This is a genomic window from Sulfitobacter aquimarinus (assembly GCF_040149565.1).
In the GTDB taxonomy this organism is placed as follows: Bacteria; Pseudomonadota; Alphaproteobacteria; order Rhodobacterales; family Rhodobacteraceae; genus Sulfitobacter; species Sulfitobacter aquimarinus.
The window spans coordinates 302064-315153 of the sequence record NZ_JBEFLO010000003.1; the positions used below are offsets into that span (position 1 = coordinate 302064).

The following is a 13090-nucleotide window of genomic DNA, read 5'->3' on the forward strand; positions in this document are numbered from 1 at the left end:
CAACCATGAACCTTGCGGCACCTTGTCCTTTTTGCTGCGCCAGCCTATCTGCAACAAAAGCGAAATGAAAAAGGACCACCGTCATGGCATCAATCTACGAGATCTTGCAGCTTTTGCTGAGCATCATCTGGTTCTTCATTATCGCGCATGTGGTCATGTCGTGGTTGATCAACTTTCAGGTTCTCAACACGCGCCAGCCGCTGGTTGCGCAAATCTGGTACGGCATCAACCGTCTGCTAGAGCCGCTTTACGGTCCGCTGCGCCGAGTGCTGCCGAATATGGGCGGGCTTGATCTGGCGCCGCTGGTGGTGCTGATCGGTGTGATGATTGCACGTATCGTTCTGACGAATAACGCGGCGCTGTTTTACTAGAACCGCTTGCCCCTGCGGGGGCGATGTGGGATTCTGCGCCTGCTGCTTTTCCCAACCACAGGTCCGCTCTTATGTCTGGTGCTGCGTCGCTGCTTAAAGATGTCTTTGGCTTTGACGGGTTCCGCCCCGGTCAGGAAGAGATCGTAGAGGCCGTGACCGCAGGCGAAAACGTGCTGGCGATCATGCCCACGGGCGGCGGTAAATCTTTGTGTTTCCAACTTCCCGCGCTGATGCGCGAAGGCGTCACTGTTGTTATATCCCCCCTCATTGCGCTGATGCGCGACCAAGTCCGCGCCTTGCAGGAAGTGGGCGTGGGGGCGGGTGCGCTGACCTCCGGCAATACGCCCGAAGAAACGGATGCGGTGTGGGAGGGGCTGGAGGCAGGCACGCTCAAACTTTTGTACATGGCGCCCGAACGGCTGGCCGCAGGATCGGTCATGGGGATGCTCAAACGCGTTGGCGTGCGGATGATCGCCGTGGACGAGGCGCACTGCGTGAGCCAATGGGGCCATGACTTCCGCCCTGACTATCTGCGTATCGGAGAGCTGAAACGCAGTTTGGACGTGCCATTGGCCGCCTTCACCGCCACGGCAGATACCGAAACCCAAGCCGAGATTGTTCAAAAGCTGTTTGACGGCACGCCGCCTACGGCTTTTTTGCGTGGTTTTGACAGGCCCAACATCCATTTGGCCTTTGCGGCCAAGAATTCTCCGCGCAACCAGATCCTGAACTTTGCGGGCGCACGGCGCGGGCAATCTGGGATTGTTTATTGCGGCACACGCGCCAAGACCGAAGGCATCGCACGGGCACTGAATGACGCGGGCCAAACCGCGATCCACTATCACGGCGGGATGGAGGCCGATGACCGCCGCATTGCCGAACGCAGGTTCCAGCAAGAGGACGGGTTGATCGTCGCGGCCACCGTGGCCTTTGGCATGGGCATCGACAAGCCCGATATCCGCTGGGTCGCCCACGCTGACCTGCCCAAAAGCATCGAGAGTTATTACCAAGAGATCGGCCGCGCAGGCCGTGACGGTGCGCCTGCCGAAACCCTGACCCTGTTCGGCCCCGAAGACATCCGCCTGCGCCGCACCCAGATTGACGAAGGGCTGGCCCCGCCAGAGCGGCGCAGTGCCGATCACGCCCGCCTGAACGCGCTACTGGGTTTGGCCGAGGCGTTGGAGTGCAGGCGCAAAACCCTGCTGGGCTATTTCGACGAAAGCAATGTGACCTGTGGCCACTGTGATCTGTGCAACACGCCCGTCGATACGTTCGACGGCACCACGGCGGTGCGCAAGGCGCTGTCGGCGATGCTGCGCACCGAAGAGTGGTTCGGCGCGGGCCATCTGATCGACATTCTGCTGGGCAATGAAACGGACAAGGTGAAGCAACGCGGGCACCAAAGCCTGCCGACCTACGGCGTGGGCAAGGAATATTCAAAACCCGAATGGCAGGCCGTGTTCCGCCAGATGATGGGCCGCGATCTGATCCGTCCCGATGCCGCCCGCCATGGCGCGTTGCGCATGACCGATGCCGCCCTGCCGATCCTGCGCGATGAGGCCAAGATCACCCTGCGCCGTGACACGATCAAAGCCGCAGGCAGCACCCGCCGCCCCGCTGTCAAAGCGATGGTAAACGACGAAGATGCGCCCTTGCTGAGCGCGCTCAAGGCCAAGCGGCGCGGGCTGGCCGAAGCCGCCCGCGTGCCCGCCTATATCATCTTCACCGACCGCACCCTGATCGAGATGGCCGAGACGCGGCCCGCCAATCTGGACCAGATGGCAGGGGTCAGCGGGATCGGGGCCAAAAAGCTCGAAAGCTATGGCGCGGCTTTCCTTGAGGTGATCAACGGCGAGGCCGAGGTCATGCACCCGCAACGCCGCAAACTGGCAGGGCGCGGCGCGGGCGATGTCTACGACCAGCTGCTGGAAGTGCAGGCCGAACTGTCGCGCGGTGCGCTGGGTACGGAAAAACCGCTCAGCTGTTCGGCCTCGCTGCTGGCGAAGGTGGCGCAGATGCACAATGCCGACGCGACCGCGATGGAGCGGCTTCTGGGCGACAAACGCGCCGAACGTTTTGGCGCCGCATTTCTGGACGTCCTGCGGGCCGCGGACTAGATACCATTCAAACGAAATAGGGAGCGGATATGCTTGTTGTGATTTCACCGGCGAAAAAGCTGGATTGGGCGGAACGTGATGTGGAAACCACCACGCCCGATTTTCTGAGCGATGCGGCATCGCTGGTGGACACCGCCCGCGATCTGAGCGTGAATGATCTCAAATCCCTTATGTCGCTGAGCGAGAACCTCGCCACGCTGAACCGCGACCGGTTCGCGACCTATGTAGACGCGCCAGACGCTGATCTGACACGCCCCGCCGCGCTGGCTTTTGCCGGAGACACCTATCAAGGGCTTGAGGCAGACAGCCTTGATGCCGACGAGATGGCGTTTGCCCAAGATCATTTGCGCATTCTGTCTGGCCTCTACGGTGTGCTGCGCCCGCTGGACGCGATACAGCCCTACCGTCTGGAGATGGGCAGCAGGTTGAAAACCGCACGGGGTAAGAACCTGTATGACTATTGGGGCACGACGCTGTCCGAGGCGCTCAATACCCAAGGGGCGGCTGTGGGCGCGACCGAATTGGTGAACTGCGCCAGTCAGGAATATTTCGGCGCGGTCGACCTCAAAGCACTGAATTTGCGGGTGATCACCCCGCAATTCATGGAAGATAAAGGTGACGGTAAAGGCCCCAAGATCGTCAGCTTTTACGCCAAGAAAGCACGCGGCGCGATGGCCCGCTTTATGGTGCAGAAACGCATCACACAGGCCGAGGGTATCCTGGACTTTGACATCGGCGGTTACACCTACATGCCCGATATGTCCAAACCCGACACGCCGGTATTCTTGCGCCCTTACCCCGCATCCTGAGCGTCAACCGCAACCACAGGCAACGTGCCGGCGGGCTGCGCCAACAGGATATGTTCCTCGATCGCGGCACGGCGCAGCGGTTTGGTGAGGTAATGATCAAGCCCCGCTTGCAGGATTGATTTGTCATCATCTGGCAAAGCATGGGCCGTCATCGCCACCACGGGCGTATGCCCGCCAATCCGCGCCTCGATCTTGCGCATTTCCTGCGTGGCCTGTTTGCCGTCCATGCGCGGCATCGAGATGTCCATGAACACCAGATCAGGCTTGAAGCTCTGGAACAGGGCGACCGCCTCTTCACCGTCCTCGGCGAACTCCAGCGTGATGTTCAACGACTTTACCATTTTGGAAAAGACCAGACGGTTGGTGCGGTTATCCTCGGCCGCTAGCACGCGCATTGTGCGCAGGTTTTGCGGCTCTGGCGTAGGGAGCGTTCTTTGGTGCGTGAAGACGGGTGTCGCCTGTGCCCCGGGACGGGGCGCGATCTTTTGTAGCTGGGTGAACAGGGCACGACGGGGCAGCGGTTTTTGCGCCTTCGCGACGAAACGCGGGGCAAGGGGGCTGTCTTTCACGCCGAGGATGTTCGAGCTGAGCAGCATGACAGCCACGTCAGAGCCGCGTGCCGCCAACGCTTCCAGCAGGGTAAGGGAATTCACGTTTGGCAGCCGGTGGTCGGTTATGATCAGATCGATGCTGTCATCCAGCTTGGCCAATGCCTCGTCTACGCTATTGACGCCAACTGTTTGTAATTGAAGCTGCGCCAATTGGCGTTCCACGATGACGCGGTGGGCGGGTTTGTCATCCACCACCATGACGCGCCGCAAGCCAGAGTTTAGCGTCGGATAGGTGATGTCGATCTCTCCGTCCGATTGCAGTTCGAGACGGAAGCAGAAGTTGGACCCGACACCTTCTTCGGAGGTGACCCAAATCTCGCCGCCCATCAGTTTGACCAGCCGCTGTGTAATCGCAAGGCCAAGGCCGGTGCCGTCAAACTGGCGGTTACGCTCGTTTTCGACCTGATTGAACTCTCCAAAGATGTGGGCGGTCATGTGGTCGGGAATGCCGATGCCTGTATCCTCGACGGCGATATGTACCGCGACCGTGCCGTTTTGCGCGTCTGCCACGCCGGTAACCCGCACCATCACATGCCCTTCAGAGGTGAATTTTATGGCGTTGCCGATCAGATTGGTCAGCACCTGCCGCACCCGTCCCGCATCGCCCAGCAATTCGGTTGGCAGGAACAGATCATAGTCCAGCAACAGCTCCAGCCCCTTGTCGCGGGCCATGGGCTGTAGCAGCATAATCACCTCCTGACAGGCACGCTCCAGATCAAAGGGATCAATCTGCAACTCAAGGCGGTCGGCCTCGATCTTGGAGTAATCGAGCACATCATTGATGATGACCAGCAGCGCCTCACCCGAGTTTTTGATCGTCTGCACAAACAATCGCTGCTCTTCGTCCAGCACCGTATCGTCCAACAGCTCTGCCATGCCGACGACGCCGTTCATCGGAGTTCTGATCTCATGGCTCATGTTGGCAAGGAAGGCGGATTTGGCGCGGTTGGCAGATTCCGCCAGCTCTCTCGCGGCGTCCAGCTCCCGCTCATATTTGACCGACGCGGTAATATCGAGCCCGAGCGAGACGACATCGCCGCTTGGCCCGCGCTGATCAACCATCCGTATATAGCTGCCGTTCCACAGCTGGATCACAACCGATTCGGGTTGTCGCGCCTGAAACCGTTGTAGCATCCGTTGACGCCATACTGTCGGCTCTACGCCGCCCAGATCAACGATGCCTTCATCCGTGAGCGCCTGAAGGATGGTGACATAGTTTACGCCGGTCTGGATCACCTCTAGCCCGTCGAACACAGACAGATAGGCCTGATTGGCCATGATCAGGTGGTTGTCGCCGTCGAAAAATGCAAACCCGTCGTGAATTGTCTCGATCGAGTGCCAAAGCCGCCGTTCGACCACAGCGATCTTTTCGTGGGCTGCGTTCAGGTCTGACTTTACCTTGCGATTCTCTGCGCCCATGCTTTCCATCTGGGCACGGGTGTCCACAATTTCGTCGCTAAGCTGTCGCGCATGGCGGCCCAATTTGCGATTTGCGGCAAAAAGCTCTGCTTTTTTCAGCTCCAACATACGTTCCGCCGCCAAACGGCCGCGCCGCTCCTCGGTGAGTTTTTGTTGTAGGCTCATGGATTCCTCGCGGGACTTGGGGTGCGAGCCGCTATTTGCGCCAAAGACAGTGAATATCGTCTTAAGGATAACCCTACTTGCCCGCGATACGCGGTGCGTGCCACGATGTAGGTATTGATAAAAAGGGTTTCCGACATGCGTATTTTGCATCTTTTCGTCGCGGTGGTGATGGGGCTAATGGCGCAATTGGTGCCTGCATCGGCACAGCAGGCGCTGCCGGATCACCGCTATGTCTATGAGGTAGACGTTGATTTCTACGGCGCCGATCTTGGCCCCTTGTTCGAGGTGCCGCGCAGCGCTTGTGCGCGGGCCTGCGATGCCCAAACGGCCTGTGTGGGGTTCACGTTCAACACGCTAAAGAACGCGTGCTTTCCCAAATCCGATGTAACGCGCAGTGAATTTTTCGAGGGCGCGCAATCGGCCCGTAAAATCGTAACCCCCGCACAAGCCCGGTCACAGGCGCAGGCGCGGCTGGCGCAGGCCACCTTTGTGACCGAGAGTGATCTTACAGCAGCGCACAAGCTGGTCCAAACAAACGCGGATACCAACCTGAGCCTTTCTGTCCCGCTCTCCGATATGCTTGCTGCATTTGATACGGCCATTGCCCGCGGTGATACGGTCGCGGCCGCACGCTGGATGGGAACATCGATTGCCGTGACGGATCGGGGTGATCTGTGGGCGCTGATGGCGTGGCTGGGGTTGCGGCCAGACAATCCGACAGCGCGCAAGCTGTCGCGTCAATTGCGCCGCGATGCTGTGCCTGCTGCGCTCAACGCGTATCTGCGGGCAGGGACGCCCGATGCTCAGGTGGACGCGCTGGACCTTCTTGCCCGCGCACTAGAGGCAAACCGCCGTGGTCGCGATATGATCGTCCCCTTGCGGCTCGCCGCAGAGATCGAGCCGCGCGCAGAGCTGCAAGCCGCGCTGGAAAAAGCGATTGGCAAATACGGGTTTCGCATCACCGACAACCGCGTCGACAATAACGCAGCCCGCCCGCGCATCTGTGCCGAGTTTTCCGAACCGCTGATCCAGTCGGGTGCAGACTATGCGCCCTTTGTGCGCCTGTCCGATCCGACTTTGGCCGTTGAGGCGGATGGCCGTTCGCTGTGTATCGACGGCGTAACGCACGGCAACCGCTATACGGCCACCTTCCGCAGCGGCCTGCCCGCGCAAAGCGGCGAGGTGCTGCACAAGGACGTGACCCTCACGCTCTATGTGCGCGACCGCGACCCGTCGGCCCGCTTTGTGGGCCGCGCCCATGTCCTGCCCCGTGGCGGCGATGCAGCACTGCCGATCGAGACGGTGAACACCGACGAGGTCACGCTCAAGCTGCGCCGCATCAGCGACCGCAACCTGCTGCGTGCCATGCAAGACAGCTATTTCGGCAAACCCTTTGGCAAATACGAAGAAGACCAATTCGCCCGCACCATCGCCCAAGACGTCTGGCGCGGCACGGGCGAGGTCCAAAATACGCTGAACACCGCGATGACGACTCGCCTGCCGCTGGCCGAAGCATTGGAGGGGCAAGCCCCCGGCATCTTTGCGCTGACGGCAGGGATCAAGGGCGCTGATCCCTATGACACCCCCGCTACAACGCAGTGGTTTATCCTGACGGATCTGGGGCTGAGCACGATGTCGGGGGTGGACGGTCTGCATGTAAATGTGCGCGGTTTGGGCGATGCGCAGGGGCGTAGCGGGGTCACGCTTAGCCTGATTTCGCAGGCCAATGCTGTGCTGGGTGAGGTAGTGACAGACGCGCAGGGCCGCGCAAAGTTTCCCGCTGGGCTGACCCGTGGCACAGGGACGGACCGTCCCGCCTTGCTGATGGCAAGCGATGCCAGCGGTGATGCCGCGTTTCTATCGCTGCGTGACCCCGCGTTTGATCTGTCCGACCGCGGGGTCGAGGGCCGCGCCCCTGCGCCTGCTGTTGACACGTTCCTTACCACAGACCGCGGCGCCTACCGCGTGGGAGAGGTGATCTTTGCCACCGTTCTGGCCCGCGATGCGGAGGGCAAAGCGATTGCCGATCTACCGCTCACCGCAAGGCTCAGCCGCCCTGACGGGGCCGAATATACCCGCAAGCAGAGCATGGACAGCGTCGCGGGCGGCCATGTCTTTGACATTCGTATCGGGGCAGACGCGCCGCGTGGGGCATGGCGGCTGGATATTCTGGCGGATGATGCGCAGACACCACTGGCCACACAAACCATTCTGGTAGAGGATTTCCTGCCAGACCGGATCGAATTTGACCTGACCCTTGCCGACAGCCCTGTCGCCCGCACGCCGCTGCGCGTCGATGCGCGCTATCTTTTCGGCGCGCCTGCCAGCGATCTGGTGGTCGAGGGGGAAGTCCGTCTGCACGCCACCCGCAGCCTTGAGGCGCACCCCGGCTATCTGTTTGGCCGCCATGATGCCCGCTTTGATGCCCGCACCGCCTACCTGACCCCCCAGCGCACCAATACGCATGGCAGCGTAGAACTCGCGCTGAATATCCCCGCGCTGGCGGAACCGCCCAGCCAGCCGTTGCAGATCACGGCAACGGCGCGGATCGCCGAAGGTTCCGGCCGCCCGGTTGAGCGCCGCTTGACCCGCGCTTTGCCACCAAGTGCTTCGATGATTGGTATCAAAAAGGGCTTTGATGGGGTGTTGTCCGAAGGGGCGGAGGCTGCGTTCACGCTGATCTCGACCCGTGGCGAAATGCCCGTGCGCTACAGCTTTAACCGTGTCGAGACGCAGTACCAATGGTACCGCGCTGGCGGGTCATGGGCGTGGGAGCCGATCACCCGCCGCATCCGCACAGCACAGGCCGAGGTGACATTGGACACGACGCCAACCGCGCTTAGCTTTCCGACGGAATGGGGCCGATACGAATTGCTGGTCGAGCAGTTGGAAGCGCCTTACGCGGTGTCGTCGGTGATTTTGTCCTCTGGTTGGTACGGCGGCACGGGCGCGGTGGAAACGCCCGACTATCTGGCTCTCTCGCTGGACCGTGAAACCTATGACGTGGGCGATACAGCGCAGCTGCGGATTATCGCGCCACAGGCGGGCGTTGCCATGATCTCGGTCCTGTCGAACCGCGTGATTGAAGAACGCAGCATCAACGTGGCGCAGGGCGAGACGGTGATCCCTCTTGATGTAACCGATCAGTGGGGCAGCAGCGCCTATGTTACGGCCAGCCTGATCCGCCCGATGGATGCGCAGGCGGGTCTGAGTCCCGCCCGCAGTCTGGGGATTGTGCATGCGGCTGTCGCTCCTGCGGAAAAGAAGTTGGAAGTTGTTCTGGATATCGCCCCCACTCTCGATGGGCAGGCGGGCAAAGTGGATGTCGGGGTTCGCGTGACGGGAATCGCGGCGGGCGATACGGCCTATGTCACGCTTGCGGCGGTGGATGTGGGTATCCTGAACCTTACCGATTTTCAGCCTCCTGATCCTGCTGCACATTACTTTGGCCAGCGCCGTTTGGGCGTGGGGCTTCGCGATGTCTATGGCCGTTTGATTGACGGGATGACGGGCGCGATAGGACGCACGCGGTCGGGCGGGGATGCGGCGGCTTCGGCGCAAATCCAGTCGGCCCCGCCGACCGAGGCGTTGATGGCGTTCTTCAGCGGCCCCGTGCGGCTGGACGCCCAAGGCCGCGTCGTGATCGAGATGGAGCGCCCCGCCTTTAACGGCACCATCCGTCTGATGGCAGTGGCGTGGACGGACGCAGCCGTTGGCAATGCAACCCGCGACATCACGGCCCGCGACCCTGTGGTGATCACGGCGAGCGCCCCGCGCCTGCTTGCGCCGCAAGACACCAGTCGCCTGTTGGTCGAGCTGACCCACACAAGCGGCGCGGCAGGAGAGATGGCGTTGGAGATCTTTGCGGATGCGCAGATTGCCGTGGGCTCGGTGCCTGCGGCGGTGAACCTGTCGGAAAATGCCACCCTGCGACTGCCCATTGATCTGACGGCCCGCGAGGTGGGCGATGCGGAAATCACCGTGCAGCTGACTACACCCGATGGGGTGCAGCTGCGCAGCAAGCTCCAGCTGCCTGTGCGTATCAACGACCCCGTCACCTCGATCACGCGGCAACTCACCCTTGCGGCGGGCGAGACATTTACCTTTGACGCTGATGTGCTGAGCGGCCTGCGGGCAGGAACGGCTAGTGCCACGCTCAGCTCTGGCCCGATGGCGCGGCTGAACGTGCCGTCCCTTCTGCGCCAGCTTGACCGCTATCCCTACGGCTGTACCGAACAGGTGACATCCGCCGCGCTGCCGCTGCTGTATCTGGGCGATCTTGCGCGGGGGGCTGGGATCGGCTCACCGCAGCAGATCGACAAAAAGGTTGCGCAGGCCATTGCGCAGGTATTGTCGCGGCAGGCATCCAACGGCGCATTCGGGCTTTGGCGGGCGCGAAGTGGCGCGCTCTGGCTGGACGCCTATGTCACTGATTTTCTATGGCAGGCACAGGCCCAAGGACATACCGTGCCGCCCCGTGCGCTGGCCTCGGCGATGGATAATCTGCGCAATCGTGTGAACTTTGCCCCTGATTTTGACAAAGGCGGCGAAGACATCGCCTATGCTTTGCTGGTGCTGGCCCGCTCGGGCGCCGCACAGATGGGCGACTTGCGGTACTATTCCGATACCAAAGCCACGGCCTTTGCAACGCCCACCGCCGCCGCGCAATTGGGTGCGGCGCTGGCGGCTTACGGAGACCCCGCCCGCGCGGACCGCATGTTTGGCCGTGCGCGTGATCTGCTGACCACGTCCCCCGATCGCACCGCGTGGCGTGACGATTTCGGCAGCGCCTTGCGGGACCGTGCCGCGGTGCTGACCCTTGCTGCCGAAGCCCGCAGCGATGTGATTGATCTGGGCGCATTGGCGCAAAGTCTGCGGGCCACGGGCCGCAGCTTTTCCACTCAGGAGGCGGCCAATATCGCACTTGCCGCCTATGCGTTGGAAGACGCAGGTGATGTCACCGCACTTGAGGTCGACGGGGCTGCGGTCACGGGCACCATGGTGCAACATCTGAGTGACAGCGCGCCCGCGCAACACGTGATCCGCAATAACGGCACCTCTGCCACGGACCTCACGCTCACGACCTATGGCGTGCCGCAGTCCAAGACCGAGGCGGGCGGCTATGGCTATGCCCTGACGCGACAGCACTTCACAATGGACGGCGCGCAGATCAGCGGCCCCGTTGCGGCAGGCACGCGACTAATTACCGTGCTGGAGGTGCGCCCGTTCGAGGCCATGGGCGCACGGCTTATGATTGACGATCCGCTGCCCGCGGGGTTCGAGATCGACAATCCGAACCTGCTGGATAGTGCATCCGTTAAGGGGCTGGAGTGGATTAAACAGCCGCCAACTCAAAACACCGAATACCGCAGTGACCGCTTTCTGGCTGCTGTCGATCACACCACGTCGGAACCGTTCCAACTGGCTTACGTCGTGCGTGCGGTGTCCCCCGGCGAATACCACCACCCTGCGGCGATCGTGACCGATATGTACCGACCTGAGTACCGCGCAAACACCGCCGCAACGCGCCTGACCGTCACGCCATGAGGCGGCTTTCGGCCTTCCTGTTTCTCACTGCGGCGTGTCTGTGGCTGGCCGCGTTTGGGCGCGACCGCTTCGACCTCTGGGTTGACGCGACCGTTCTGCCCGATGTCCTGTCCGAAGTATCGGTCGAGGTTCGCGCCCGTGACGCGACCCTTCTGCGGGCCTTTGCGGTTGAGGATGGGCGGTTGCGGCTGGCCCTGCGGCTTGGCGCTGTGGATCCGACCTTTATCGATATGCTGATTGCCTATGAGGACAAGCGGTTCTTCCGTCACAGCGGCGTTGATCTGCGTGCAGGCGTTCGGGCGGCGGGGCAGGCGTTGCGCCACGGGCGTGTGGTGTCGGGGGGGTCAACGCTTACGATGCAGGTGGCGCGTCTGCTGGAAAATTCCGGCACGGGAAGCATGGCAGGCAAGCTGCGCCAGATGCGGTTTGCGTGGGCGCTGGAGCGCAAGCTGACCAAGCGCGAGATCCTGACGCTGTATCTGCATCACGCGCCCTATGGCGGGGCGATTGAAGGACTGCGGGCCGCCAGCCTGACGTGGCTGGGCAAAGAACCTGCGCGCCTGACCGAAGCGCAGGCGGCGCTGTTGATCGCCCTCCCGCAAGCGCCCGAAAGCCGCAGGCCCGATCGCCACCCGCAGGCGGCCCGCGCTGCCCGCGCCCGCGTGTTGGCGCGGCTGGGCAGGGTGCCGTCCTACGCGCTGCCCGATGTGCCGCGCCGCATGATCGCCTTGCCACGATTCGCCCCGCATCTGAGCGCCCGTTTGCGCCGCGATTTCCCCACTGCGTTGCGCCACGATACGACCCTTGATGCGACTTTGCAGGCTCGCATGCAGGCCTTGGCCCGCCGCGCTGTTATGGGTCAACAGGCGGATGTCTCGGCGGCGATTGTTGTGGCCGATCACCAGACGGGGGAAGTGTTGGCCCATGTCGGGTCGCCCGCGTTCTCAGACGCGCAGGGGGCGCTGGGATTTGTGGATATGACAGCGGCGCTGCGCTCTCCCGGGTCGACGCTGAAACCGCTGGTATACGGGTTGGCCTTTGATGAAGGGCTGGTGCATCCGGCCACATTGATCAATGACGCGCCTGTGGTGTTCGGCGGCTACGCACCGCAGAATTTTGATGGAGCGTTTCGGGGCATGTTGACCGTGCGCGATGCGCTGACGCTGTCGCTGAACATCCCGCCCGTGCGCCTGACCCATGCGGTGGGGCCTGCGCGGCTGATGGCGGGTATGCGGCGGGCAGGGCTGAGGCCGCAACTGTCTGGCGGGGCGGCGGGGTTGGCTGTTGCTTTGGGCGGTGTGGGCCTGCGGCTCGAAGATCTGGTGCAGCTTTATGCAGGCATCGCGCAGGGCGGGCAGGCGCAGCCGTTGCAGTTCCTCCGTGGCGGGCAAACGCAGCGGCGTAGCACGATCATCTCACCCGTGGCAGCGTGGCACCTAAGCCATATCCTGTCGGGTATCGCACCCCCGAAGGGCGTCGCGGCGCAGGCGGGACAGGTGGCCTATAAGACCGGGACATCGTACGGTCACCGCGATGCGTGGGCCATCGGGTTTGACGGACGTCATGTGGTGGGGGTCTGGCTGGGCCGCCCTGACGGCACGCCTGTACCTGGCGCGTTCGGCGGCGACCTTGCTGCGCCGATCTTGTTCGAAGCTTTTGACCGTATCGCGCCGCAGCGCACACCGCTGTCGCCGCCACCCGCGGGTACGCTCATCGCCGGCACTGCGGATCTGCCCCTGCCGCTGCAAGAGTTCCGCAGCCGCGATGCTGCCTTTGCCGCAGTACCCGACAGCCCGAAGCTTGCCTTTCCGCCAGAGGGTGCCGTTTTGCGGCGCAGCGGCTTTGGCGTGCCGATCCGCGTTGATGCAGGGACGCTGCCGCTGACGGTTCTGGTGGACGGCTTGCCCGTTCTGCCGCGTTTGCGCAGCCGTGCGGCGACCCTGCCGCTGACAGATGAAGGCTTTGCCCGTATTTCGGTGATTGACGCCAAAGGCCGTAGCACCAGCGTGCATATTCGACTGGACTAATCCCTGCGCGGGTGCGAGTGGATC

Annotated in this window: 6 protein-coding genes; 5 read left to right on the forward strand and 1 reads right to left on the reverse strand. The window is 62.4% G+C overall.

From position 1 onward, the window contains the following. Positions 1-83 precede the first annotated feature (83 nt). The 3 genes from ABMC88_RS08525 to yaaA all read left to right on the forward strand — a co-directional run bounded on the left by ABMC88_RS08525 (position 84) and on the right by yaaA (position 3297). Entirely contained in the window at positions 84-371 is a 288-nt protein-coding gene (locus tag ABMC88_RS08525) for a YggT family protein (protein ID WP_349576439.1), read from the forward strand. 71 nt (positions 372-442) lie between these two features. After that, positions 443-2488, forward strand: coding sequence for a DNA helicase RecQ (gene recQ / locus ABMC88_RS08530; RefSeq protein ID WP_349576440.1), 2046 nt, complete (start codon positions 443-445; stop codon positions 2486-2488). Between the two features lie 29 nt (positions 2489-2517). Next, a complete protein-coding gene (gene yaaA / locus ABMC88_RS08535) occupies positions 2518-3297 on the forward strand; it encodes a peroxide stress protein YaaA (protein ID WP_349576441.1) in 780 nt (259 codons plus the stop codon). On the opposite strand, the gene ABMC88_RS08540 is transcribed toward yaaA, so the two are convergent. Next, a complete protein-coding gene (locus tag ABMC88_RS08540; protein ID WP_349576442.1) occupies positions 3282-5492 on the reverse strand; it encodes a response regulator in 2211 nt (736 codons plus the stop codon). The two genes, yaaA and ABMC88_RS08540, sit on opposite strands and share 16 nt — an antisense overlap. A gap of 135 nt (positions 5493-5627) precedes the next feature. Here ABMC88_RS08540 and ABMC88_RS08545 point away from each other — a divergent pair, with 135 nt between their 5' ends. Together ABMC88_RS08545 and pbpC are read left to right on the forward strand one after the other, a co-directional pair. Further along, positions 5628-11039 carry an alpha-2-macroglobulin family protein gene (locus ABMC88_RS08545; protein WP_349576443.1) on the forward strand — a complete coding sequence of 1804 codons (5412 nt, stop codon included), beginning with the start codon at positions 5628-5630 and terminating at the stop codon, positions 11037-11039. After that, complete coding sequence (gene pbpC / locus ABMC88_RS08550; RefSeq protein WP_349576444.1) at positions 11036-13066, forward strand: penicillin-binding protein 1C; 2031 nt, start codon at positions 11036-11038, stop codon at positions 13064-13066. Before ABMC88_RS08545 ends, pbpC begins: the two co-directional genes overlap by 4 nt. The last annotated feature ends 24 nt before the right edge of the window (positions 13067-13090 follow it).

What these genes read in the sequence shown, in the direction of transcription:
- ABMC88_RS08525 (WP_349576439.1), top strand. Translation starts at nt 84, where the DNA reads ATGGCATCAATCTACGAGATCTTGCAGCTTTTGCTGAGCATCATCTGG.
- pbpC (WP_349576444.1), top strand. Translation starts at nt 11,036, where the DNA reads ATGAGGCGGCTTTCGGCCTTCCTGTTTCTCACTGCGGCGTGTCTGTGG.
- yaaA (WP_349576441.1), top strand. Translation starts at nt 2,518, where the DNA reads ATGCTTGTTGTGATTTCACCGGCGAAAAAGCTGGATTGGGCGGAACGT.
- ABMC88_RS08540 (WP_349576442.1), bottom strand. Translation starts at nt 5,492, where the DNA reads ATGAGCCTACAACAAAAACTCACCGAGGAGCGGCGCGGCCGTTTGGCG.
- ABMC88_RS08545 (WP_349576443.1), top strand. Translation starts at nt 5,628, where the DNA reads ATGCGTATTTTGCATCTTTTCGTCGCGGTGGTGATGGGGCTAATGGCG.
- recQ (WP_349576440.1), top strand. Translation starts at nt 443, where the DNA reads ATGTCTGGTGCTGCGTCGCTGCTTAAAGATGTCTTTGGCTTTGACGGG.